This is a genomic window from Bacillus sp. FSL K6-2944, from assembly GCF_038005385.1.
GTDB classification, from domain to species: Bacteria; Bacillota; Bacilli; order Bacillales; family Bacillaceae_G; genus Bacillus_A; species Bacillus_A cereus.
This window is the reverse complement of sequence record NZ_JBBOTE010000001.1, coordinates 1-25,543: the sequence shown is the minus strand read 5'-3', so window position 1 is coordinate 25,543 and position 25,543 is coordinate 1. Positions and strand designations below refer to the sequence as shown.

Genomic DNA, 25,543 nt, shown 5'->3' with positions numbered 1-25,543 from the left:
TATAAAGAGCAGTAGAAAGGAATACCTACATTGAAAGATCCAAATTCTCAATATCAAATAGACTACGTATTACTATTTATTTTATTTGCCATTGGGATTGTTAGTTGTTGTGCTATTGCAAGTGCGCAAGCCTCTTTACCGCCATTTTTACAAAACGTCAATTTTGTACTAAAGCAAATCCAATGGTATTTCATTGGATTTATAGCCATTGGTGTTATTATGATTATCGACTTCGATCGTTATCAAAAAATTGCTTGGTATTTGTACAGCTTTGCAATGGTACTACTTATTGGACTAGAACTTCAAGTACCAGGTGCCGTTACAATTAAAGGCGCTACCGCTTGGTACAGGCTCCCAGGCATCGGAAATTTTCAGCCTTCTGAAATTATGAAATTGTTTTTAATTATCGTCATTGGACGAATTATAGCAAATCATAATGAGAAATATTTTTCCCAAACGATACATGACGATTTTTTACTACTTGGAAAAATATTTGCGACAAGCTTGCCACCACTACTACTTATTGCAAAAGAACCAGATTTAGGAAACACAATGGTCATTTCAGCGATGCTTGCAGCAATGATACTAGTTTCTGGCATACGATGGCGTTTTATTTTTGGATTAGTTTCAGGTACTTTCGTTGCTGGATCTACATTAATATATATTTTTTTTACTCACACAGATTTCTTTAAAGCACACATTTTAAAAGAGTATCAATTAAATCGCTTCTACGGATGGTTAGCACCTTACAAATATGATGCACAAGGCTATCAATTAAGACAAGCATTCTTAGCGACTGGATCCGGAGAAATGCAAGGAAAAGGGTGGGAAAATGGACAAGTATATTTTCCAGAACCACATACAGATTTTATTTTCACTAATGTCGCTGAACAATTTGGCTTTCTAGGCGCAAGTGTCATTATTTCTCTTTTTTTCTTACTCATTTTTCGAATGATTCATATTGCTTTAGAAAGTAATGACCCTTTCGGTAGTTACATTTGCGCTGGTACAATCGGAATGTTTACTTTCCAAGTATTCCAAAATATCGGGATGACAATCGGATTACTTCCCATTACAGGGATAACATTACCTCTTATGAGTTACGGAGGAAGTTCACTGCTTACATACATGATTGCGATTGGATTCATTTTAAATGTTCGCTCAAGAACGAAAATCTTTATGTTTAAATGAACAACACAAAAACGCTATATTTTTATCTCTATCCTTTTTTAGATATACTAATGAAAAATACGATGGAGGTTTAAATATGAAATATGACATTATAGGAGATATTCATGGATGCTTCCAAGAGTTTCAAAATTTAACAGAGAAGCTAGGATATAACTGGAGTAGCGGTCTACCGGTTCACCCTGACCAACGTAAACTTGCATTCGTTGGCGATATTACAGACCGTGGTCCTCATTCATTACGTATGATTGAAATTGTATGGGAACTTGTCATACATAAAAAAGAAGCTTATTACGCTCCTGGAAATCACTGTAATAAACTATATCGATTTTTCCTTGGGCGTAATGTAACAGTCGCTCACGGACTTGAAACAACTGTTGCTGAATATGAGGCACTCCCTTCTCATAAGCAAAACATTATAAAAGAAAAGTTTATCACTCTTTATGAACAATCACCGCTCTACCACATACTAGATGAAAAAAGAGTAATCGTATGTCACGCTGGGATTCGGCAAGATTACATAGGAAGACGAGATAAAAAAGTACAAACCTTTGTATTATATGGCGATATTACAGGAGAAAAGCATGCCGATGGCTCACCTGTCCGTCGCGATTGGGCGCAAGAGTACAAGGGGCAAGCTTGGATTGTATATGGACATACACCAGTAGCAGAACCTCGATTCGTCAATCAGACAGTCAATATTGATACTGGTGCTGTATTTGGTGGCAAATTAACCGGATTACGTTATCCTGAAATGGAGACTATCTCTGTTCCTTCTTCTTTACCTTTTGTCGCTGAGAAATTCCGTCCAATTTCATAACTACCTTACTTAGCGAAAGATTACCGTATTATTTAGGCAGATCTCATATAAAACTAGGTAAAGTAATTAAAAAAAGATGCAATAAAGTGCATCTTTTTTTAATTACACTACATATAATGTCGCAGGAGGTGACAGAATGAAGAAAAAATCTTCTAAACAAAAAAGAAAATTTCCCCCTTTATATCTGCCCATGTACGGAATTAACAACTGGTGTAGCATTCGGGCTGCAGCGATAGAAGAACTGGAAGAACAAGAGTCATCAAAAAAAAGCAAAGTAAAACCAACATATGTCTCTTTAGAAAATGCTGTGATGAGCCGCATAATCGATCGCAGAAAAATAAAGATGCAACAAAAAAATAAACAGCTCTCAAATCAAGATGAACAGGTAATACATTCTAATCAAACAGAAGAAAAGACGGAAGAAAATATTTCTGTAGCAATAAATAAAAAAGTGGAACCAGAAATTCCAGCTGCTATTATAAACAAAGTAAAAAAAATAAAAGAGGCATTGGCTTCATCGAATGATATACAAACTGAAAAACCACTCATAATTGAGACACCTACACCTGAAAATACAAAAGTTAAAAGGGGCGGCCGATATGCATATGCGGAAGGGCTTCACTCTCATGCGGAGGGCATGGCAGCACATGCGGAAGGCTTATTAACACACGCAAAAGGTTCTTTCTCTCATGCAGAGGGATCAAACTCAAAAGCAACTGGACATAGTTCGCATAGTGAGGGAAGTGAAACGACAGCAGGCGGAGCTTATTCTCATGCAGAGGGTAAACAGACGATTGCTTTAGGCGAAGCAGCACACGCAGAAGGAACCGCAACTATCGCTAACGGATCCTCTTCTCATGCGGAAGGTCATCATACATCAACAGCTCATTTTGCAGGTAGCCATATTATGGGGCGCTTCGGCACTGCAGAAGAAGCTTATTCTTGGTTTATTGCAAATGGTGTAAGCGACACCGACCATAATATCGGGGCTAAATGGCTTGCCCATAATGGAGAAATGTACATTGAGGGTGCGTCTTACAATGCAAGTGGAACGGATTTTGCACAAATGTTTGAAACCGAAGATCATAAACCTATTGATGTCGGTTATTTCGTTACATTTAGTAGCGAAGAAAAAATTCGGATAGCTACTTCACACGACTCGTTCATTTTAGGAATATCTAGTGCAACCCCTGCCCTTATAGGAAATAGCGGGGCTTTAAGTTGGGAAAAACGTTATAAAACAGATAACTTTGGAAAACGCCAATATGTATGGACGGAAACCGAAGAAATACAACCTCTTTTAAATACAGAATGGGATCCAACTCGCAAATATGTAGCCAGAAAAGATCGCGCCGAGTGGCTTCCTGTCGGATTAATTGGACAAATGTTAGTACGTGATGACGGCACTTGCGAAGCACATGGATTTTGTCTTCCAAATGACAATGGCATTGCTACAAAAGCCGAAAATGGATTTTTCGTTATAAAGCGTACGGGTGAAAACCAAATTTTAATATTATTCCGCTAAGAAAAAAGGGAACAAAATTCTTTATAATATAAGAATTTTGTTCCCTTTTTAAGTATGCCGCAACACTTCTTGCATATCGCTTGGAAGCTTTATAGTGAAAGACATCTCTTTCTCTAAAATAGGATGATAAAACGTCAAAGATTTACTATGAAGTGCTTGCCGTTTCATTTCATCCCTTCTCCCTCCATATAAGCTATCACCAAGTAATGGATGTCCTATATGAGCCATATGCACACGAATTTGATGCGTTCTTCCTGTCTCAAGCTCAAGCGCTACATGTGTCTTATGATATGTACTATCAATTACTTTAAAATGAGTAACTGCCCTTTGTCCATCCTCACAAACCATTCGCTCAATAATGCTATCAGATTTTCGACCAATTGGTGCATCAATCATTCCTTCTCGTTCTACAATCTTTCCGTGAACAATTGCTTCATACGTTCGTTTCACAGCTTTTTGTTGATGCTGCTTCGATAAAAGATGATGCACGAAACGATTTTTTGCAATAAGCATAAGCCCCGAAGTATCACGATCTAAACGTGTTACGATGTGCACTGTACTTGCAAGATGCTGCTTATCATAATGAGATAACAGCGCATTGGCAACACTTCCTGCCGGATGTTCTCTAGACGGAATCGTTGACATATTCGCCTCTTTATTAATGATAAGAACCGCGTCATCTTCATATATAATGCATAAAGGAATATCTTCTGCCATCATCCCTTCACTTCTTTCCTCCACTGGAAAAAAGACACGTAATTCTTCACCAGCACGCAACTGATGACGAACACTCGCATGTTGACCATTTACTTCAATTGCTCCGCCATGAAACTTTATATCCGTTAAAGCGGCTTTAGAAATACCTTTCGTTTTCAAAAATTCCCTAACTAAAGTTCCCTCTTCAGCCGGCCCTATATCCCATTTCAATGTAAATCTGTTCAAATATATAACCCTTTCTATTTATCTGCAACAAACGAGTCACGAACTCGTTTCCAGAACGGGAATGGGCGGAAACGAACAAATCGTACTTTCTCGTTTGCGACGCGATACTGGATTGATTTCACATCTTGATGAACCATCGTTAAATGATCCACTGTAATTTGTAAGTTCATTCCTGCAGCTGGCTTTAACACACATGTATGATGCTTCGGCAATACGAGTGGCGATCCTACAGTACGAAATACACGATTGTTAATGGACGCCATTTCTGCAATTTGAATCGCTTCAATAGATGGGTGAATAATTGCTCCGCCAAGCGCTTTATTATACGCGGTACTTCCTGAAGGAGTAGAGATACAAAGGCCATCTCCGCGGAATGTTTCAAAATATTCTCCGCGTATTTCTACTTCTGTTACTAATGTACCTTCTGCACTTTTTACAGTCGCCTCATTCATCGCTAAATACTGTGACTCTTTACTTCCATTCACATAGCGAATAATAACTTCTAAAAGCGGATATTCCACCACTTGGAATGGTGTTTTCGCAATCGCAATTACTAATTTCTCTACTTCTGTTGGTAACCAATCTGCATAGAAACCTAGATGTCCTGTATGTACACCAACAAATGCTGTTTCATCCAATCGATTATAATAACGATGAAACGCATATAAAAGCGTTCCATCTCCCCCAACAGAAATTACAATATCGGGTTCCTTTTCATCCATTATAAATCCAAAATCTAGCAAGTACTCTTTCATCGTGCTTGCCAGTGTATCTGATGATTGATCTCCCTTTGACATAATTGTAAATTTCATCGCCCAACACCCTTTAGTTTATGATTCGGAATCTTTCGTTTCTTGCTTTCTTGAAAAAGCCTTTTGCGCTTCTTGAATTTCAAGACGAATAGAAGACATTTCTTCATCTAATAAAAACGCCGCTTCAGCTGCACGTTGCAATCGTATTTTAATATCTTCAGGAAAACGTCCACTATATTTATAATTTAAAGAATGCTCAATTGTTGCCCAAAAGTTCATTGCTAGCGTGCGTATTTGGATTTCTACCAATACTTTTTGTTCACCTTGAATCGTTTGAACAGGATAACTAATGACAACATGATAAGAACGATAACCGCTATCTTTCTTTTGCGTGACATAATCACGTTCTTCCACGATTTCAAAGTCATTTCGTTTTCGAAGATATTCTACAACAGGCTTAATCTCATCAACAAATTGACACATCATTCTAAGCCCAGCAATATCCTGCATATCTTCTCTCAATCGGTCTAGCGGTACATTTCTCTTCTCCGCTTTATCAATAATACTTGCAACCGACTTTACCCTTCCTGTTACAAACTCAATTGGAGAATGCTCTGTTAACATTGCAAATTGAGTACGCATTCCTTTTAGTTTCACTTTTAGCTCTGCCACCGCTTGGTGGTAAGGTGCTAAAAATTCTTCCCAATTTCGATTCATTTCAACCACCACCAAAATCAATCCATTTGCTTATAGAAATACTTTTTCTTTTTTGCCTTAAGATACCAACCGAAGAACTTGAAAAAAAACATGAAAATCAACGATTATTTACTTTGTATTTTTTACTGTTACCGATAAAAAAAGTTACAAAATGATTAGTATGTGGGCAATTTGTGGGCACCCCACTATAAGAAATTTACTTATGTATAATGCATTTCTACAAGTTGAATTAAAAAATTCTAACAACAAAAAGTACAGCGTGTATATAAAGTGCGACTAACACTCTATATACCATCCACCTGAAACACCCAGGTAAACACTTGCCATACTCTCATGAATTATTGTACATCATGTAGGGTTTCTTTAGCAACGTTTACCAAATTGGTGACGTTGCTTTTTTGTTTCACTAAAGGAGACCCTATAATGAAAAAGCGTATCAATGTAATTGCAAATGAAGAATCCTTCCACAACTTATCCTCATTCAAAGATGTGGAAGACTTAAATAAAGCTGTACGTACATACAGAGACACTATCCGTCTGTCTATTAAGCGTACCGATGTACAATCTAAACTCATTACATTACTTGAAATTTTAAAACGCCACAGCTGTAAATATGTAGGTGTTAGTTTCCTATGCAAAAATTCAATCGCTGATATGCTGAAGGTTTCCTATAAAACTGTACAACGTTTAATGAACAAACTTGTGGATTTAGAAATGATTACACAAGTAGCTATGAAGCGTAAAAAAGATATGCTTCAAACTTCTAACGCTATTATCATTCAACCAATTATAGAAGAAATGTCCGACAAGGTAGATATAAAAAGTCCACCAAAGTGTCCTACCAATAAAACAAACTCTATTTCTTTAAAACAAAAGAGTAAAAATATACGTAAAGAGGACGTTTCACAATCTTATCCACATGATGTAGATTTCATCGATTACCGTGTGCCACAATCTATGCGCGGGATATTAGGACATGCTTTTCATTCAAACGTGATCAATGAGTCTTTCCGTAATGCGAGAAACATTGCAAGAAAAGCTGCAAAAAAATTCAATTTACTAGCGGATACAGATATTTTTGACAGCCTTCTTGCGAAGGCTTCATCTGTCTTGTTTTCTAAAACGCATGAATACGAGCATAGCGGTGCTTTGATGAAAAATCCAATTGGCTACTTTACACGCACATTTAAACAGATGGTCTATAACTATATCGATAGCTTTAGGGAGAGACATATTCTTGAAAAGCGTAGGACAACTGTATACACTGGTGGTATATTTTATAATTGGCTAGAAGTTGATGGCTCAAAAATACCTCTCACAAGTACAATAGACCACTCTCTTATTCCAGGTGTATATGACAAAATATCTAAAGAAGAAGCGGATAAGATGGGATTGTATTAAATGTGGTCGATTTTAGTTTAATTATTTTAACGAGAATGTAAATAACTTAATGGACAAATTCTGTTTTGACAATGGCTTGGCGGAAGCCTATTAATAGTTTAGAAACATGTATAATGGAAATTTAACAAATTTAGTATCGACACAGCTTCATCATCAGCTCAAACGTCGTGCCAAATATATGTTTCCAACTCGAAAACATAAAAAAGAAAATACTACCCTAAGAGAAAAGATTTGCATCAAATAGAGAACATTCTCTTATGAAGCAGTAAATTAATGTCCACTCCAGTGCGATGGTAGTATGTAACCACTGAAAAATCTGTTCTTTTACTTCTTCATGAAACGACTACAAACTGAATAGTTGATAAACGAGAAGTCTTACACCAGGCGAATGCGATAATCCCTTTACAGATTCGTGGTTCAAGAAACTATGCAAATTAGTACAATGCACAGGTGAATCTATAATCTTATGATATGGAGTCGTTGTCAAACCAATTGTATAATCCCCACTCGTGGCCCAACTGACCTTTAATTTGACGATGAGATGGCTTGCATAAACTTTTTATAATGGAATTGGCCCAAACCACTTGTAGAAGGTGATTAATGACCTTTTTGAGTTTTTTAGAACGTTTTTCTAATTCCGCTATGTTCCCTTTAAAATTTGATTTTCTAAGATACAGAATGAAATCACAAATAGATTTATGTCCCTTTTGATAGACAACTAGAATTTCTAGTGTTTTCAGTACAAAAAAAAAAAAAAATACATATTCTATTAGTCAATCGAGTAGAGGGAAAATAAAGTAATTATTCTCGCCCCTCTCACACCACCGTACATACGGTTCCGTATACGGCGGTTCAGTTTATATTACAGTGTGAACTTTTAGATATCGTTCTAAAGAAGAAGGGACTCCCCTCTTCTTTAGTCTTTGATTTGAGATGGCTCTTTGAACAACTTTCGATAACCCTATATATCGGAAGCCCTTTCGACAGTAGGTTAATCCCTTCGCTTCTTCCTCCGGAATCCCTAGTTGAACAAGCGATTTGATTTGTTTCTTTGGTACTTTCCATTGCTTCCAGATAATCACTCTAATTCTGGAGCGGAGCTTCTGGTCTATTCGCTCCATAACACCTTTCATATTTGTACTCCTGAAGTAATTGACCCATCCAAATATCACTTGTTTAAGTTTCAATATTCGATAGTCTAACGGTACACTCCAGCTTCGTTTTGTCAGTTGGCGCAGTTTTCTTTGAAATTTTTGTACCGAGATTGGATGTGGTTTCGTTTGATATCTCTTATCCTTGGGGGTGTAATAATATCCAAACCCTAAAAATTTTAAATCTTTTGGCCGAGAGATTTTACTCTTTTCTGTATTGACTATCAAGCCTAGTTTCTTTTCTATGAATCTCACGATTGATTTCATCACTCTGCCCGCTGCCTTCTCACTCTTCACAAAGATAAGAGCGTCATCAGCGTATCTCACAAATTGAAGTCCTCTACCCTCGAGTTCCTTATCCAGTTCGTTCAGCATAATGTTACTCAGTAAAGGGCTGAGATTGCCTCCTTGCGGAGTTCCGACTGGTGTTTCTTCATATTTTCCATTCACCATAATTCCACTGACTAGATACTTTCTTATGAGAGAAATCACGTCTCCGTCATGTATTGTGTTAGATATAATTCGCATCAATTTATCGTGATGAACTGTATCAAAGAATCTCTCCAAATCAATATCTACTATCCAATCATATCCGTCGTTTAGAAATTCCAAGCTTTTCACAATTGCCATCTCGCAACTTCTTTTTGGTCTAAAACCATAACTGAATTCACTGAACTGCTTCTCAAATATCGGGCTGAGTATTTGATGAATGGCTTGTTGAACGACTCTATCCACTACTGTTGGTATTCCCAGCTTGCGCATCTTGCCATTCTCTTTTGGGATTTCCACTCGTAAGGCAGCTTGTGGTTGGTATTTCCTTGTTCTAATGCGCTGACGTAGCTCATCCCTGTGCTCTTTCAGATATTGCTTTAGTTCTTCGACTGTTACACCATCAACTCCACTTACACCTTTGTTTTTATAAACACGTAAGTAGGCTTCATTCATATTTTTATTGCTTAAAATTGTTTCTAAGAGTTCCACACTCGTTTCTCCTTTCCCTTCACGTAGTAAGTGACAACTCCATTTTGATTATCCTTTGAGATACGCTCATACTTTTATCATTAACATATTCGGAGTACGTCACTTACGCATTCATGGCGTTGAAACACTATAAACTGTTCGGCCCTTCATGAATTTATTCCACTACTATGGCTTCGGCTGACTTCTTGCGGTTAACCATTTTCGACTGTACTGTTAGTACATCCGCAAGATCTCCCAGGGTAAGGCAGCTATCTTTCTTCTTTTACTCGCCTGATTTACTCTACAAAGTTACGCACATCTTTTGGACTTTAACTTGTTATGGAGCCTCATCCCTTTATAGAGCCTTCATATCAGATTTCTGTTCGTCGAGCCAAGATTTTATTCCACGCTTCCTCCAGCCCTTACCTCACGGTAAGTACCTTGCGCTTCCTTAGTGGTTGGTCGATGTGTACCCCCACAGTGGACTTCCACCACCTAGATAGTTGCCATGCCTGGCACACATAAAAAAGCCTCCATGAGGAGGCAGAGTAGTTACAAAACAAACGATTAAATTAGAAAATTACAAATATCCGATTCACTCGCAGGTTCTAGTCCTACGACTATCAAAAATATCTAAAGTAATAACAAATAGGTATAATAATTCCCACTATAGAAAATACAATACTTCCTAAATTAAATGCAGAAAGTTTCGCACGATGAACTTGAATTTCACCTAAATCTACCCCTCCACTAAAATGCTTATCCATAACTTTAGCGACGTTTTGTTGTTGATTAACAAAATAAGGTATTAGCCATATACAGCAGAACAAAATAATACTACCAAAAAAGAGTGTGTCAATAATTGAAGCTTTCCAATTTAATGAAGTAATGACTATGAGAACAAATTCTCCTACCATAACAATTATCATAGTTACTACATATCTGGTTTTTTCAGAAACGTTTTTAAATACAGTCTCGTCCATAATTTTTTCTATTTTAGTCCATATTACACTGATTAACACGATTAGGCTAATTAAGAAAATAGTAAATAAAGCTTTAACTAAAAGGTACTCAAACACTACCGACACCACCTAGTAATTTCTAAATTAGAATATAAAGTTGATTTTTTTAACTCTATCAAAAGATTAAATTCAATAATCTATTAACTAGCTTATCGAAAAATTTATTGATTTAAAGATACAACACTATATGTATTAGTTATATGGGATAAGATCTCCCAAAATTCCTTTTCTAATATATATATATCTTCTAAGCATTGTTGGACTTCGATTAGAACTTTTTTATCTTTATTTCGTCCAGCAGAAAAGAATTTCCTTCCCAATAACCTATATAGTTTATGTATTTCTTCTATTTTTGTAATGCAAGAATATTGTTCGATTTCGGGTAAGTAAGCAGATGCTTCTATTAAAAATTCGGAATATAATTTCCTAAAGCCGCTTCCTCCACTCCCTATTTTTTCAATCATTAAGTAAGTATGGACGCAACATTCCTCCCATTCGGGCAATTCAGTCCAATAAGGAATTTCGGCTGCTAATTTTTTGATGTTTAAAATACCATAGGTATCATTTTTGTCTTGGAGCATATCTTCAGCATTTTTCCGTATACCTTTTACAATTGCTTCGCGAATATCTTCGATAATAAAAGGATGCACAGGGGCCCAAACGTTTTTTCTATCATAAGGTACTTTTGCTTGTCCAGCAGTTTTTTTTAGGTCCATCAGGCTTAATGGGAAATATTCATTAGATATATAATCGGATACAAGAAAAATCTTTTTCTCTGTATCAAATCCAACTATTGTAAACGTATGCCCAGCAACATTTCTTCCACCTGCAGTCCCATAAAAATCTAGATATCCAGTTTCCGAAATTACCAATACAGGTACATCGTTTTCTAGAAAGTAAATTATTTTATCTACATCTAAAACGTCACCACTATACCACTTAAACCTATGGTTAATTGAATTAAAAAAATTATTTTCAAAATAAGGTGTTCGAGTAATTAATAATCTTGGATAGTTGTTTGCGAAACTGAAATAACTAAAAAACAAACCGCTACCAATCCCAAATATCATAGCTTCACTTAAGGGATTCTTATAATACATCGTGGTCTCTCGAATTGCAGTGGAAGAACAATGTTTTCCAACTAAAGAAGGAAAATCAGGAATTATGTGCTTTTTCATTTAAACTCCCCCTGTACAAAATTTTCTTGTTCTAGGCTAATGACGTTATCCTGTAATGATGGATTTGCAAAATGATCCACAATAATAATTGTGATATGCTCTTTCAAGCTATTCAATATAATTTTTATTTCGTGTCTAATTTCAGAATCTAAATTGGAAAAAGCTTCGTCTAAAATGAGTATTTCAGGATAGTTCTTCAAACTACTAATAATAGATAATAATTGCTTCTTCCCACCTGATAACTCTGAAATAGGTTTTTGGGGTTCTAAAAGACCGGAAAGAAATTCCACATATTTATCAATCATTATTTTTTTCTCAGGTTTTATAAGTTTGTTGTGATTATATTCTTCTATTAGTTTTAGTTGGTCGATTACAGTGTCTGTGACAAATTCAGGTTCTTGAAATGCGACAGTAATATTATTCCTTAATACTTCGATGTCATATTTTGTTATCTCGTAATTATCTAAGTAAACCCCTTTAGATTGAATAAATTGAATTAAAGATAGAATTAGTGTTGTTTTTCCTGATGCGTTTCTGCCCATTAAATAGTTGATTTTACCTCGTATAATTTCTCCATTGATATTATTAACAATATTTTCATCACCTATCTTTATTTGTACATTTTGAAATGATAGGTTTCCTTTGTTAATGTCTTTCATTTTTACATGTATGTTTTTTTCTAAGTCCAAACATAGTAAGTCATGTACTCTTTTTATAGAGATTACACTAATTTTAAAATTAATAAACAATGACATGATTTTTTGAATTGGTGAAAAAAAATTCATGGTATAAATTAAAAAAGCAGTCAAAGCACCAATACTTAATGTGTTATTCTTCACCTCTAAAAATCCAATAATCGCAACAGTACCAATTAATAAACAAAAAAGTGTAGTCATTGTGATATTCATAACTGTAACCAATTTTATATTTTTAAATTGTGTCTGAGAAATCTTTTCAATTCTGTCGTTATATTGTGTATCAAAACCATTTTTTTTTGCATATATTTTGTAACTTTTCAAATTTCTCTGAATTTTTTCTATTACGTTTGATAAATAATCTCGGTGATCAACCATTTGCATATTAATCACATTCAGTTTGCTATTAAATATATAAAAAGCACCATAATATATTGGTAAAATTACCAATATAATTAAAGTTAATTTAAAATTAAGAGTCATTAAAATACAGAAAGTTCCTATAAAAACTAAAGATTGAATGATTAAATCAAATATGATGGAATTAAGAATCCCTTGGCACTGTGGAACATCATATGTAATAATCTGAGTCAGATTTTTATTTTCAAGATTAATAAATCTATAATAATTGGCTTTTTTTAATGTTTCGTTTATACATTTTCTTAATACCAAATTACTTTGAATTACAATTTGACTATCTAAAATTAAAGTATAATATTTTATTGTTAATTGAAAAATTATGAAAGAAACAAACATCCATCCATATGATATTGAAAATTCATACAAATTATTAATTGTAACATTATCAATGATATACTTTAAGAGAAGAGGAAAAACTATTTCATAGCCAGCTAGAAACCCAGAAAATATAAACAAAACAATTAGCTTATATTTTTGGGTTTTATATAAATTTATAAGGAATTTCAACAGTGTTTTATCCTTCACTTTTTGTTTCCTCGTTTTCATAATATATATCACTAAATTTTGTATCCATAGTAATTGGAGTAGATAGTTTTATGCCTCCAAAGACGTGTGAAAGCAGTACAAATTCATTTTCACCATCAAGTTCTAAAAAATCATTTACTTTATTTTCATATAAACCAAAAATTGCTCTAATTCCTAATTGTTGTGCACTGCTTAATAAATATAAATTTTGGGAAAGGTGTCCCATGTCTAAATGTATTAACTTATATCCTCTATCTGCGTATTTACTACTTGTTTGATCAAGATTGGCAGCATGGAACATAATAAAAGACGATGAATGAATATGGGTATTATCCACGTATAAATTATTAATGCTTTCTCTAAAGTCTCCTCTTCTTATCATATCTAGCACGTCTTGTTCCCTGTCATAATAATATATACCCTGTTCTAAATTTTCGACATTGAAAACCGCTATATAAATATTTATAGGATACTTTCCTCCAGCAGATGGAGCCGCACTATGCGGCTTATTAATATACCCGTATGAAAAATGAAGTAAATTCGAAAGCGTTTCAAATCTAATCCTAGTTCGGATTTCTAATTCTTCTACAGATTTTCTATCATTCAAGACTTGATAAAATTCTTGTCTAAGCAAATTTTTATCAGGCCTAAGAGGGATGCTTTTAATACAGTAATGTTTCTTTGTTATTTTTGTAAAGTAGTTAGATGGTGTTAAGTGTCTTGAAAGCCTCGGCAATAGCTTTGGAAATATTCTAGTATTACAATCATAGGTTCTGGATAAGATATATTTCTCTGTATGATCTTCAAATTTATTCATACCTCTTAACTCCTCTTTTTATAAATTCTTTACGGAAATGGGTGTGGATTTTTATTAAAAGCTTTTGCTGGAGTATATCCCATATTTTTCGGGGCATCTACTAATCTATTACAACGTAACATAGGGATAGTTATTTCTAAAAAAGCTAATTCTGGCATTAATACTCTATACACATGTAAACCTAAAGAACTTATATCTTCTGTAGTTAAATCATATGAATAAAGGTTTAAACCCATATCCTTAAGCTCATCCTTTAGTTCTTCAAAATCATTGATTTCAGAATGATTATTAAATGGTTTGGTAGAACTAGAAATTAGGAAATCAAAAGCATCTTTATCATTCCCTGATGCGTAATAGAGCATATGATCCTTGATACTTTTTATATTTTTTGTATTTTTAATATCTACAATCTCTGCTATGTCCTGATTGGGATTGGCTAGTAAATTTAAACTTGCCAACGTTTCCATTAAAGCGCCTTTCAGTGCTGTAAGAGGGTCATAATGTGCTTTTGCACCTACTTGTATATAGGGATAATTATTATAAAGATTTCTCACCAAGACGAGATATGTAGGGATTTTTATATCCGTGGTTATATCAAAAAAGAAAACTTCGAAACCTTTTTCATTTGCAATTTTTAAATAATATTGCACACTTTCATCTGGAATCGTCTGTTGATCTATTAATGGAACCGATAGTTGATTCAACCATGTAATCACAATCGCATCCCTTTCTATACATTCCAGTGCTGCATTTTCAACCGCTTGTAACCTTGTAGAACCTGTAGCTAAGCCAGTAGAAATTGAATCCCTTATATGTGGTAACAATACCTCTTCATCAACATCAAAATATATTGTGTTGGCAGGAACTGCTATGTTTCTTTTATGAATTTCATCATTTGCTTGAACCCAATTAAATACGGTATCTCTATCAATTTCTTTATTGGTAAGATTTGTTCCCTCATATGGCTCATTTAAAGGCTGTGTAATTGATAATGGATTTAAAACAGGTATGTTTTTTTCTACTAAAGAGTTGAATGAACTCTTTATGAGAGTTTCCCTGTCAAGATAACATGAACAATAACGCTCAAGAGTCTCTCCGACAGCGGATATTAATGCTGAATCAGCCGAATCATAACTATATCCTAACCCACTGTAATTCCCACGAATTTTAACACCCTCATTAACATCAACCAATTCATTTCTAAATGTAAAATACATATGCATTGGGAAAGGAAGTTTGAACTCTATCTCATTCTTTACATGATGTATAATTCCAGTATTCTTATTTATGATATATTCTAAAGCATTTTGTATCCCCATATTTTTTCTACTCCTAACTGTTCAATACAAAATCTTTCTTGAGATTCTTTTTTGCACTCGTACATTTAGAACACCCTGGAACCTTTAATACAGGATTCAAATTTGAACTTAAAGTAAGTATATTGTAAGTAAATTCTTTCCCAATTATTTCAGAAGTCAAACAATTAGAGAAATATTTCATAACAAAGCTTAATATATGAAAACTAAACATCTCTATTGTCCCAGGCAGAACACTAATATGTTCCTCATTCCATTCACTATTATATTTCTTCAAGAACTTATAGCTCAAATAGGAATTTTCGCAATTGGTAATCTTCCTACTTATAAAACAATTATAACAACTAGTTTCATTAGGAATAAATATTGGCCCAATATTAAATTGCTCCTCTTGCAACAGAGCTCTTAAAAAAGGAATATTAAAACTCTTCGCTAATTCATTAGCCTCGTTATATAGACTTTCATTTTCCAAGAAATCAACTGCTATTATGAGGTTCGCATTTTGAATTTGATTCATTTCTAGAAATGAAAATTTAGTACCAAAGGCTCTCTTTAAATTCCCCTGTAATTCTTCATTTCCCATCAAAACTATCTTTTGGGAATACATAGTTTCAATGTCTCTAAAAGAGCTAGATAAAGAACCTGTTAAATTTGAGATAAATCTTTCATGTCGTTGCAATTCTTTACTTGTAAATATACATTTTTCGTTCATATCGTAATTTTTTATAATGTTTTTATTATCCAATAATTGGATTATGTCACAAACATATTCTACAGGTAATTCTACTTTTTCCGCTAATTGTTCTGTACTTAAATTTCCTGTAAATAATGGAATTAATGCAAGTATGTCTTCAACGGAATCACCATTACAAGTTATATATGTATCTCTATTAAAAAAAATTAACTCTCCATCACTTTCTTTTACAAAGGAATAACCATCTATTATAGGTTTATAATTAAGTAGTTCATTCTCCATCCAGCATTACCCTTCCTATTTCCTTATTAAACTAATTTCATAGAAATACAATTTGGATAGTAAAAGAGATACTCTCTTTTACTATCCTGTTAAATAAAATATTTCCCCTTGAATTAAAAACCACTTATGGATTTTTTGATTATTTACCAGAACATCTTTGCCATACACCAGGTTTTGTAGGATCTACACCTGTACAAGATGTTGTTCCAACGCATCCTCCAGCACATCCAGGGCTATCAGGTACATGAGCATAATTAATTTTTCCTGATTCTGTTAATTTAATATCTAAATTTTTTTTCTGTTCCATTTATTTATCTTCCTCTTCTCGTCTAAATATTTCTATTTAGCACTTTAATATTACTTAAGGGTTTGAATTTTCTGTTTTATAACTCTGTGATATTGTTAAGAAAATAATTATTATTATGATTTTCCGATATGATTGCCGTTATTGTTTTAGCTTCAAGGGGAAGTATACATTTTTCATTACCATAATATTAATAACACCTTAACAAATTGAATAGTTACCAGAAAACACTGATTTATATCCCTCAGCAATTCAAAGTATAATACATTTTTTTAAACAATGGAATATTTAATTTTTTAAGGTTATTAATAATATGAATTTTAAGAAAAAAATATTATTTCTGTATTGATTAAAAACAGTTCATCTACAATGCCCCTTATGATGCAATTCACTATTTTTAGGAGTTATTTTGCACTATAAACATAAAAAGTCCAGTTTTTCAAATTAAAAGATTGGATTTTTATGGCACATGGCAACGTTTACTTCTTTGTTGAGCTACTCGACAAATTTCATGGGTTTTGCTTGAGATTTATAGTATGTGCGCATCTACCTTTCAAATCTTACATAATCTCCAGACACCCATTGATTTCCACCAACGTTGTACCAACCATTTTGAATCCCCCAAGATTGATATCTTTCTCCTCGGTACACATTCTTCACAATACGAGAATTCGTTCCTGGGCTTGTACGAACGCGTAATATATCCGCTGTAATCGTAACAACGCCTACCCCATTTAATGATTGTGTGGATGCACCTGCACCGTTATAGGCGTTTTGTACCCTTTCTATAAAGGAATTCCAACGTCCTTCATCTAACATACGATGTGGGCAGTACTTTCCACTCCACGATTGGTGTGTGCGTACTTTGCTAATGGGAATATTGTATTGTTTCATGAGCCCGGCAACAACTACCGCTGCATTATTTTCCGCTTTATTATATCTATCCCCACCGCTTAAAGAATAACAAATTTCCACGCTAATAGACTTCCGATTACCTGAACCATTCCCATCTCCACAAGCCCATGCATTGCGCTCTAACGGAAGACCTTGTACAGCTTCTTTATCATCTACCACAATGTGAAATGACACTTCATTATTATTTCGTATCATATAAGCAATTTCGTTTTCTGCCGTTGCATCATTATACGTGTTATGAATGGTGATAAACTCTGGAGGCATTGTATACGGACACTTCGTATCATATTTACTTGGATCAACTAATTTTTTTCTGATTTCCATTACTCCATATCTCCCTTATCATTTCCTTCATGATCTGACCAAATCCCGAGTGCAATCCCCACCGTTAACAAATAAGGCGCCAATTCATCTAAGAACGTTTTCGCCTCTGATAAACCAAATTTCGTACATAAAAAGCCAAGCAAGGAAAAAAACGCGACCCATGTTTTCCAGTTGCGGAATCGTTTTTTTATATTTTCTTTTGATAAATTCATGTCTAATTACTCTCCTTTTCGATTGTATCGAGTCTCTTATGCGCTTGTTTGGCACTTTCCTCCACCCTTGTGACGCGTTCCCCGAGTGCTACCATTTGTTTTTCACTCGCTTTTAAGTCAATCCGAATATCATCCACACCTTTTCGGATATATCCAAGTTCTGCCTTTACTTCTGCACTTTGTTGCCCATCCGCTTTTATGGACTTGGACTTATTCAGTGCATAACCAAAATAGCTGATGACGAGTGATAATGCTCCAATCAGTACGCCAATTTCAATACTCATGTTTTTCAGCTCCTCATCTATAAAAAAAGAGAGACAGTGTTGTCCCTCTTGTTAACAAACTTCGTTTATAACGTAAAAGTCAGCGCAATATGAATGGTATTCCCACTCTGAACACCATTCACGAAAATTCCACCATCACTTTTCACTGTGACCTCACAAACTGTTGGTACAGCACCATATGCCAGTGCCGGAAAAGCAATATTTTGTACAGGTCTAAACGCAGTTGGAAGCGTCGCAAAAATCGTGGTGTTTACTGGGTTTCGAATAGAACCGATTACAGTAACCTGATCCCCACTTCTCTTGTACTTTAAAATTCTATCAGGAACATTCTCTACCCCAGTTGTAGGAAGGTTAATCCATCCTGTATCATACGCTTGTCTAATTGTTCCATTTGTTCGGAATTCTACCCTTTTAGACCAATCCCAAGAATCACCTTGTTCTTGAGTGGAAGGTGCAAAGATCAGTTCTCCTTGCGCCCCTTTATGAATAACTGACTTGAAAGAACGACTTCCCAAAACAATTGCATTATCGCTCTTAAATTCAAGTAATCCATTTATAATGTCGCCAGCCTTTTTTAGAAGATTATCAGCAAAAACATTGAATGTTCCAGTAGGCGATTTTTCAAACAATACTTTATTATTTTTCCAGTCTTTTAAATATAATTGACCATCCGCAACCCCTACAAGACCAGTATCTAATACCTTATCCTCACTATTAAATCCAACTCCGATATTCGAGCCAAGTGTCGGTCTCATTGTTAGATACCCTGTCATCATCCCGCCTGACCGCTTTACGACGTCCATTTTATCAACCGCTAGCTGTAAAGCATCTATCGTTTTCTTAAGAGTCTCAAAATCAGAAATATAATTTTCTATTTTAATATTTCCTTCTTTCACATCACGTCTTAATGCAATACGAATGTCTGGTGTACTCATTCGTTCTGTATTTTTTTCCATCACAAAATAAGCTGTCCAATCATCTGATGTAGAAACAGCTTGAGATGTAAACGTATATGAAAACACACCATTCTTTGCATCAACTATTTGAGCATCATCTCGAATGAATACTCCTGTATGATTTGTCGCTTCATATTTAACCACATATCCTGTTAAATCCACCTTCTCCCCTTTTTCTCTTACATACACCGTAAGCTTCAATCCATTCTTGTCATTCTGCCGAGAACGAATTGTTTTTGTAAACACAGGATCTGCTAAATCTATCATAATTTCCTCATTTCGCATAACTACACCTCTTTCTAGCTACTCCTTTTTACGTGTCTAAGTGGTCTTCTCTGACGTTTTACTCTGTTCCTATTCTTTATGTTTCCTTTAGGTTTTAACGGCTCTAATTCTTCCAATCTGGCATCCGTTTTCATCACATACTCTTGAAATGCGCTCGTCAATTGTGAAAGCATCCCGTATAGACCTACACCATTTTCTTTTGCTTCTTTTGGAATAACTAAACCATAATGTGTAGGGATTGCATCTGTAGTAATTGTCGGCTCTCCTTCCTTACGATTCATACGCATCTCATACAGTTTTGGAATGTCGGTTTTCAAATTGTATTGTTTAATTTCCCATTCCATTACCTTTTCAAGTGCGCTGAATGCAACAGGACGGATATTGGTTTTATAGGTTTCTTTTGAAGAAACTTTGAAGTCTGAAGCAATTACTCCTTGATAATATGTCCCAAGAGCGGTTTTCACTTGGATATACCCATTGTCCCAACTCGAATTTCGTATGATCGCATTTGGGAGCATAATATCCGTATCCCCTCCAGATGCAACTCCAATACTTGCAATCCAATTGTCATTACGATAAAAGCGGAACTGATCTTTAACCTTAAATCTCATTTCACTTTCGGCATTTAGGACAATCATTTTATCAGCATCAAGCATTGCATTCCCTGTTTGCGAAAAGTATAAAGAAGCTGCATTCAAGTATCCATTACCATCGAGTCCTTTTGTAATACCAATTCCACCAGACTTAACACTTGTATCTGAGAATTGGTACACCATAATAGCACCATTTGCTCCTGTGGAATCTGAATCTCCACCTAAAATAAGAGTAGGCTGTATTTCATTTCTACTATTTTTGTAATACCCTACAAACACCCTTGTTTTAGATGACTCATACAAGCGTATAAATTGCTTTGAAATATTTACATAGTTCACACTATCTGAAGTTCGTAATGTTGAACCTGTTATTTCTCCCCCTCGAACAACGTTCCCGCTTAATGTACCTGCAGTAATAAAATCAGCAACAATTCTTCCATCACTTGTAATGGCAGTTCCGTATGGTCCATTCACACCTGTGGAAGAATACCCTAATCCATTCAAGTTCCATTGCCAAACCTTTTTCGCACTCTTTTCATCTTTCGTGTCCATAATTAAAATACGATCTGGATAAATACGTACATGTCCTCCGAATCCTGAATTAATAAGGCTTGTAGCATTTGCTTTTGCTGCATCCAAAATAGAGCTTGGCATATTGGATAACTCTTCTTGTACCAGGTCAACCCTACCGGAAACGTCCGTAAAGGATTCTTTGAAGTTACCAATGGTTATATCCAGATACTCTTTTTTTATTGGATCATATTTATAAGCAATTACCTTCGCCTTTATATCAATACCATCTTCTTGATGCTCAACCGTAACCGTATCTGCCATATAAACACTTTGTAAATGCTTATAATCCTTATACTCTTCCGTTTGTGATAACTCCTGAAACTTAACATTATAATTTGCTTTAGGCTGATCAACCTTTTGAATAGCAAACATATCCTTAGCTGCCTGGCGTAATAATCTATATGCTTCTTCTAACGGAACTGCATCTTCATCATCAGCATTTTCACCAATAGCCGCTTTAATATGTTTAAACTCAACCACTCTAATTTTAGGGTGAGGATACTTATTTATAAGTGGGCTATCCACATATTTTTCAGGAAGAAATAACCCATCAAAACCTTGTGGCATGATTCTAGTTATAGGACTTTTCCAATCCACATTCCCTTCATATCCTACTAAATCTTTCTTATGACGAATCACTACCCCACGATCCATACCACGATTTTGTAGCATCTTCACATCAAAATTATCTCGTTTTAATTCGCCACCCCAACGATTTACAAATGAATTGTCTTGACTAGAATCCAGTAATGCTTCCACAGGATTTTTACGGACCATGCGTGCACTTGCAATAGTAGGAATATCCGAATAAAAAGTAAAAGGATGCTTATATTGGCAGCCTGTTGACATTCGATTCATAGCTCCATTGCCATTTGTTGATTCAACAAAAATATCTTCAATCAGATTTTCTGTTAAATCGTAAAAGATGTGATAACATTGTGCTGTCATCTCACCCATACTGACTTTAGGAGTAACAACTCGAAATAGCTGTTCTCCATCAGGAGTGGGTGCCTTGATGATGCTCATACCATCTATTTCTATGCCGTGTGGAGCAAACAACGGATAACGAAACGTAAATGCAAATAAACCGTTGAGTTCTTCCTCAACAGCTGCGCTATAAATATTTTTATCTAAAGCTCCTATACCATTGTGTGTAAAATCAGTCTCATTTGGTTTATATAAAGTAATCATTTGTATCTCCACCTTGGCCTGATTTCCATAAATTGAATGGCTCCTGACCACTCTATTGTATTTTCTCCTACGTTAAATATAGGGAACTGCCCAACCATTTTATGATTCATTGATATGGTATCGGTATATGCTTCAAGTATTTCTGAGTCTATGATAACAGAACCATTCACATCTTTTATTTGAAAAGAGACGTCATTGATCGTTATACGGACAGTACCATTTCCCACAATCCAAAACTTAGGATCAGATTCAATTGTACCTGGATTATAAATTACATCAGGTTTGGTGAGCTTTAGATTTACATCCTCTGTATATTCAAAGGGATCTAGCTTAAAATCCACTTCAAATTCACCGTGTCCTTCAATTTCATTTACAATATCACCTACTACAACATGTTTAATTTTTCGATACACATCATCATCAGTAAAGTATAATGTTTTTCCATTCATCAACCACGACTTCATACGTCGCACTAACGGCTTAATATTCTCTTCTTCAAGCATATTGAACTTTATTTTTAAAGGAACGTCTTTAAACGCCCCTTTTTTTGTAAGTGAACCATGTCTACCAGACACTTCAATATGTTCTACTTCTTGTTCTGCTGTAGGAATAACAGGGCGTTCTACCATACATATTCCGTAGTCACTTGCTAACTGATTATCGATACCTATGTCTAGCAATTTAAGTCCTCCCTATTCCTATTTTTGAATTACGCCCTTTTTGAGCAAGTGCATCATCTATTTTTCCGACCATGCGGTCGATATCACGATCATCCCTCACCGACGGATTATAAATATGAATTACAGTTGGTTCAGTAGACATCGTTGCTGCAATCCCTTCACCAATCTCACCTAATGTCTTTTTATTCAACGGTAAAACTGCTTCTCGCCCCGCTTCCCCTGCACCTTGCAACTGACCATTACTCATACCGAAAATTGTAGGTCTAGTAAAGATACCGCCTTTTGCACGCCATTGCACATCGATCCCAGATGGGAAAGTAATGTCTTTACCCAAAATATTTTTCGTACTAGTCTGCAGACTGAAGTGTGGCATTTTAGGCATTTCCGGTTTCGGAATCTTTAATTTCAAATCACTGAAAAACCCTTTGATTTTATCAATGAATCCCTTTACTTTATCTACCGCATCTTTTATCGGATCAACGATAAATCTCTTTGCTGCATCAAATTTTTCTTGCGCTGCATTCTTTACAGAATCAAATTTTTCTTGTGCTGAATTATATAAGTCAGTAAATTTTTGCTTAGCTGAATTGTAAGCCTCTGTTACTGGATCAATCACGTATTTTTTTATCAAATTCCAAGCTGTTAGCGTATAGGATTTTATAGTATCCCAGTTTATTAATATCCAATTTGCTAAATCTGACAGTTTTTGTTTCGTTGTATTCCACAATTCCTGAACTGGTTGGATAACATACTGTTTTACCAAATTCCAAGCTGCAAATGTATAAGATTTCGCTGTTTCCCACTGTGAATTTAACCAGAAAACGAGATCACCAAGCTGATTTTTACACCAGTTGTACGCTTCAATAATCGGATCAATAATATACTTACTTATTAAAGCCCAGGCAATTTGTGTACCTGCCTGTATTAATAACCAACCTGCTTCTAAAACGACAGATATCGCCGAAATAATTGGATCTAAGACGGTAAGTATCGTATTCCAAGTTTCTTGCCAGGCTTGAGTCAGTTGACTCCACAATTCAGATGCAGTCGTAACAAGATTCGACCACCAGGAAGATACTGTTTCGACAATTCCCGACCATAAATCGCTAAAAAACTGACCTATCGGATCAAAAAATTCATGCATCATCTCAATAAATGAAGACCACGCTTCCGAAAAATATTCAACTGTGGCAGACCATCCATCGCTACATGCCTGAACTATACCTGCCCACAATTCGCCAAACCACTCTTTAAATTGTGACCATTTTTCAGAAAGCCAGTCAGTTATGGCACCCCAGTTTCTTATTAACATGATAATACCAGTTATCACCAAGGAAACTGCTGCAATGGTAGCTATCACAGGTAAAAACGCCAGATTCAACGCACCAAATGAAACGGCGAGAGCAGCTACAATTGGAATTAGAATAATAAACGCAGCACTCAATGCACCCATCACGATTAAAAGCGTTTGATCGGCTTCAGACAATTTACTAAACCAATCCATTACAGCTTTAACTCCATCGACAATTGGGGGTAAAATATCTTTAGCTAATTCTGCAAATTTCTTTCCAAGTGGTTCTAACGCAGCCTGCGTTTCTCTTAATGCTTTTTGAAATTGCTGCCCCAAAGATTCTTCCTGAAGTTTCTTCATTTCATCCATACGTCCAGTTACATCACCAAGACCACCATGTACATTATTTAGACTAAGTACAGCTTCAGCGCCCATGTCTTCCCATTTGGTACCAAATAAAGCGACACCAATCTGGTTTGCCTTTACTTTATCATCCATTTTACGTAAATCACCTAATACAGCATTGAATACATCAGCTGCCGTTCCCTTACCTTCATTAAATGATTTCCACACTTTTTGTGTCCCTTCAGATAAATCGCCAAATCCTTCTGATACACCTTTCGAACCATCTTGTACACGTATACCAAATTCCTTCACCAGGTCATTGATATAGTCTAAGTTATACGAACCGCTTTTTGTTCCATTTGCTAAAATCGTAAACATTTCTTGCGCACTAAAACCACCTTGTTTGAATAAAGGCGCATATTCAGAGAGGTTATCAAATAACTCATCCGAATAATTTAAACCTTCTTGAGCACCGGCGGCAAGTAAATCAAATGTTTCTTGTGTAGATAAACCAAATTGACTCATCAACTGCCCTGCACCACGAGTCGCTTCGTTTAAATCAACATCGTAAACTTTAGCTAATGTTAAAACATCCTCCGATGCCATTTGGAGCTCATCATATGGAACATCTCTCATGTTTTGATAGACTTTTATCAGTGCATTGTCTACCTCTTCAAGATTTTCACCAAAACCTTTTTTCCAAGTATCAACAGCAATCTTTTGCAGATTTTCAGCACCTTTTCCAGTCAACCCTAATGAAGCTTGAATTTTCCTCTGCGATCCATCAAACTCTATTGCTGTATTTACAATCGACTTTCCCATTTCAATTAACTTTTCAGATATTCCTTGTAGGACTTCAGCGGCTTCCATTACATTGTTCATGTCAAGTTTCTTATTGATTTCCGCCATACCATCCGCAGCTTGTGAGCCGCTTCGCCCGACACTCTGCAAGGAGTTTTCGAATTGCTTTACTGTCGTTTTTGCTTGGTTTAATTTAGTTTCAAGTTGCTGCACTTCAGTAGAGTTCTCACCATACACACGCTTTGCGGCACTTAATTGTTGTTCTAGGTTGTGGACGACCCTATCAGTCATTTCCATTTGCTGACGTAGTTGTTTCTGCGCCAATTCCAACTTATCCGCTTCACTAGCATTTTGACCTAATTCAGCATTTTGAAGTTTGAATGA

Annotated in this window: 22 protein-coding genes; 4 read left to right on the top strand and 18 right to left on the bottom strand. The window is 35.3% G+C overall.

Annotated elements, in window-relative coordinates; all coding sequences use genetic code 11:
* Positions 1-30: 30 nt before the first annotated feature.
* The 3 genes from MHH55_RS00110 to MHH55_RS00100 all read left to right on the top strand — a co-directional run bounded on the left by MHH55_RS00110 (position 31) and on the right by MHH55_RS00100 (position 3,533).
* The gene (locus MHH55_RS00110) at positions 31-1,191 is read left to right on the top strand and encodes an FtsW/RodA/SpoVE family cell cycle protein (protein WP_000654702.1); all 1,161 of its coding nucleotides are present in this window, start codon (positions 31-33) and stop codon (positions 1,189-1,191) included.
* Between the two features lie 76 nt (positions 1,192-1,267).
* On the top strand, positions 1,268-2,008 hold the full coding sequence (gene prpE, locus MHH55_RS00105) for a bis(5'-nucleosyl)-tetraphosphatase PrpE (protein ID WP_000872698.1): 741 nt from the start codon (positions 1,268-1,270) through the stop codon (positions 2,006-2,008).
* A 136-nt stretch (positions 2,009-2,144) separates the two neighbouring features.
* Complete coding sequence (locus MHH55_RS00100; protein ID WP_000730517.1) at positions 2,145-3,533, top strand: peptidase G2 autoproteolytic cleavage domain-containing protein; 1,389 nt, start codon at positions 2,145-2,147, stop codon at positions 3,531-3,533.
* 48 nt (positions 3,534-3,581) lie between these two features.
* On the opposite strand, the gene MHH55_RS00095 is transcribed toward MHH55_RS00100, so the two are convergent.
* From MHH55_RS00095 to MHH55_RS00085, 3 genes are read right to left on the bottom strand one after another with little or no spacing between them, the layout of a single operon-like run.
* Positions 3,582-4,475, bottom strand: coding sequence for an RluA family pseudouridine synthase (locus MHH55_RS00095; protein ID WP_001079134.1), 894 nt, complete (start codon positions 4,473-4,475; stop codon positions 3,582-3,584).
* Positions 4,476-4,489: 14 nt separating this feature from the next.
* Complete coding sequence (locus MHH55_RS00090) at positions 4,490-5,287, bottom strand: NAD kinase (RefSeq protein WP_000673190.1); 798 nt, start codon at positions 5,285-5,287, stop codon at positions 4,490-4,492.
* 18 nt (positions 5,288-5,305) lie between these two features.
* The gene (locus MHH55_RS00085; RefSeq protein ID WP_001081482.1) at positions 5,306-5,944 is read right to left on the bottom strand and encodes a GTP pyrophosphokinase; all 639 of its coding nucleotides are present in this window, start codon (positions 5,942-5,944) and stop codon (positions 5,306-5,308) included.
* A gap of 423 nt (positions 5,945-6,367) precedes the next feature.
* Here MHH55_RS00085 and MHH55_RS00080 point away from each other — a divergent pair, with 423 nt between their 5' ends.
* Positions 6,368-7,345: a cytosolic protein gene (locus MHH55_RS00080; protein ID WP_340880236.1), complete on the top strand. Its 978-nt coding sequence runs from the start codon at positions 6,368-6,370 to the stop codon at positions 7,343-7,345.
* 857 nt (positions 7,346-8,202) lie between these two features.
* Here MHH55_RS00080 and ltrA read toward each other — a convergent pair.
* From ltrA to MHH55_RS00005, 15 genes are all read right to left on the bottom strand, one after another.
* Positions 8,203-9,477: a group II intron reverse transcriptase/maturase gene (ltrA, locus tag MHH55_RS00075; RefSeq protein ID WP_277548318.1), complete on the bottom strand. Its 1,275-nt coding sequence runs from the start codon at positions 9,475-9,477 to the stop codon at positions 8,203-8,205.
* A 602-nt stretch (positions 9,478-10,079) separates the two neighbouring features.
* Positions 10,080-10,535 carry a hypothetical protein gene (locus MHH55_RS00070; protein WP_208742756.1) on the bottom strand — a complete coding sequence of 152 codons (456 nt, stop codon included), beginning with the start codon at positions 10,533-10,535 and terminating at the stop codon, positions 10,080-10,082.
* A 104-nt stretch (positions 10,536-10,639) separates the two neighbouring features.
* Positions 10,640-11,656: a BtrH N-terminal domain-containing protein gene (locus tag MHH55_RS00065; RefSeq protein WP_208742757.1), complete on the bottom strand. Its 1,017-nt coding sequence runs from the start codon at positions 11,654-11,656 to the stop codon at positions 10,640-10,642.
* Positions 11,653-13,296, bottom strand: a complete 1,644-nt coding sequence (locus MHH55_RS00060) for an ABC transporter ATP-binding protein (protein WP_340880231.1) — start codon at positions 13,294-13,296, stop codon at positions 11,653-11,655. Before MHH55_RS00060 ends, MHH55_RS00065 begins: the two co-directional genes overlap by 4 nt.
* On the bottom strand, positions 13,286-14,113 hold the full coding sequence (locus MHH55_RS00055; RefSeq protein WP_277547718.1) for a SagB/ThcOx family dehydrogenase: 828 nt from the start codon (positions 14,111-14,113) through the stop codon (positions 13,286-13,288). The genes MHH55_RS00060 and MHH55_RS00055 overlap by 11 nt, the downstream gene beginning before the upstream one ends.
* 29 nt (positions 14,114-14,142) lie before the next feature.
* Positions 14,143-15,432, bottom strand: coding sequence for a YcaO-like family protein (locus MHH55_RS00050; RefSeq protein ID WP_208742759.1), 1,290 nt, complete (start codon positions 15,430-15,432; stop codon positions 14,143-14,145).
* A gap of 13 nt (positions 15,433-15,445) precedes the next feature.
* Entirely contained in the window at positions 15,446-16,405 is a 960-nt protein-coding gene (locus tag MHH55_RS00045) for a hypothetical protein (protein ID WP_208742760.1), read from the bottom strand.
* Positions 16,406-16,544: 139 nt separating this feature from the next.
* Positions 16,545-16,712 carry a hypothetical protein gene (locus tag MHH55_RS00040; protein WP_208742761.1) on the bottom strand — a complete coding sequence of 56 codons (168 nt, stop codon included), beginning with the start codon at positions 16,710-16,712 and terminating at the stop codon, positions 16,545-16,547.
* Positions 16,713-17,255: 543 nt separating this feature from the next.
* Complete coding sequence (locus MHH55_RS00035; protein WP_277547720.1) at positions 17,256-17,948, bottom strand: N-acetylmuramoyl-L-alanine amidase; 693 nt, start codon at positions 17,946-17,948, stop codon at positions 17,256-17,258.
* Positions 17,948-18,160 (bottom strand): hypothetical protein, encoded by a 213-nt coding sequence (locus tag MHH55_RS00030; protein ID WP_208742763.1) that lies wholly within the window; start codon positions 18,158-18,160, stop codon positions 17,948-17,950. Before MHH55_RS00030 ends, MHH55_RS00035 begins: the two co-directional genes overlap by 1 nt.
* A gap of 2 nt (positions 18,161-18,162) precedes the next feature.
* Entirely contained in the window at positions 18,163-18,444 is a 282-nt protein-coding gene (locus tag MHH55_RS00025) for a hypothetical protein (protein ID WP_277547722.1), read from the bottom strand.
* 65 nt (positions 18,445-18,509) lie between these two features.
* A complete protein-coding gene (locus MHH55_RS00020) occupies positions 18,510-19,685 on the bottom strand; it encodes a BppU family phage baseplate upper protein (RefSeq protein ID WP_277547723.1) in 1,176 nt (391 codons plus the stop codon).
* Positions 19,686-19,699: 14 nt separating this feature from the next.
* Complete coding sequence (locus MHH55_RS00015) at positions 19,700-22,042, bottom strand: phage tail spike protein (RefSeq protein ID WP_340880227.1); 2,343 nt, start codon at positions 22,040-22,042, stop codon at positions 19,700-19,702.
* Positions 22,039-22,722: a phage tail domain-containing protein gene (locus tag MHH55_RS00010; RefSeq protein WP_277547725.1), complete on the bottom strand. Its 684-nt coding sequence runs from the start codon at positions 22,720-22,722 to the stop codon at positions 22,039-22,041. Before MHH55_RS00010 ends, MHH55_RS00015 begins: the two co-directional genes overlap by 4 nt.
* A gap of 1 nt (position 22,723) precedes the next feature.
* Positions 22,724-25,543: phage tail tape measure protein (locus MHH55_RS00005; RefSeq protein ID WP_340880225.1), on the bottom strand; the 2,820-nt coding region annotated here is incomplete at its 5' end.

Excerpts from the sequence above, each read along its gene's own strand:
- MHH55_RS00080 (WP_340880236.1), top strand. The coding sequence starts at position 6,368 with ATGAAAAAGCGTATCAATGTAATTGCAAATGAAGAATCCTTCCACAAC.
- MHH55_RS00065 (WP_208742757.1), bottom strand. The coding sequence starts at position 11,656 with ATGAAAAAGCACATAATTCCTGATTTTCCTTCTTTAGTTGGAAAACAT.
- MHH55_RS00090 (WP_000673190.1), bottom strand. The coding sequence starts at position 5,287 with ATGAAATTTACAATTATGTCAAAGGGAGATCAATCATCAGATACACTG.
- MHH55_RS00045 (WP_208742760.1), bottom strand. The coding sequence starts at position 16,405 with ATGGAGAATGAACTACTTAATTATAAACCTATAATAGATGGTTATTCC.
- MHH55_RS00035 (WP_277547720.1), bottom strand. The coding sequence starts at position 17,948 with ATGGAAATCAGAAAAAAATTAGTTGATCCAAGTAAATATGATACGAAG.
- MHH55_RS00040 (WP_208742761.1), bottom strand. The coding sequence starts at position 16,712 with ATGGAACAGAAAAAAAATTTAGATATTAAATTAACAGAATCAGGAAAA.
- MHH55_RS00015 (WP_340880227.1), bottom strand. The coding sequence starts at position 22,042 with ATGATTACTTTATATAAACCAAATGAGACTGATTTTACACACAATGGT.
- MHH55_RS00050 (WP_208742759.1), bottom strand. The coding sequence starts at position 15,432 with ATGGGGATACAAAATGCTTTAGAATATATCATAAATAAGAATACTGGA.
- MHH55_RS00025 (WP_277547722.1), bottom strand. The coding sequence starts at position 18,444 with ATGAGTATTGAAATTGGCGTACTGATTGGAGCATTATCACTCGTCATC.
- MHH55_RS00030 (WP_208742763.1), bottom strand. The coding sequence starts at position 18,160 with ATGAATTTATCAAAAGAAAATATAAAAAAACGATTCCGCAACTGGAAA.
- MHH55_RS00020 (WP_277547723.1), bottom strand. The coding sequence starts at position 19,685 with ATGCGAAATGAGGAAATTATGATAGATTTAGCAGATCCTGTGTTTACA.
- prpE (WP_000872698.1), top strand. The coding sequence starts at position 1,268 with ATGAAATATGACATTATAGGAGATATTCATGGATGCTTCCAAGAGTTT.
- MHH55_RS00055 (WP_277547718.1), bottom strand. The coding sequence starts at position 14,113 with ATGAATAAATTTGAAGATCATACAGAGAAATATATCTTATCCAGAACC.
- MHH55_RS00085 (WP_001081482.1), bottom strand. The coding sequence starts at position 5,944 with ATGAATCGAAATTGGGAAGAATTTTTAGCACCTTACCACCAAGCGGTG.
- MHH55_RS00100 (WP_000730517.1), top strand. The coding sequence starts at position 2,145 with ATGAAGAAAAAATCTTCTAAACAAAAAAGAAAATTTCCCCCTTTATAT.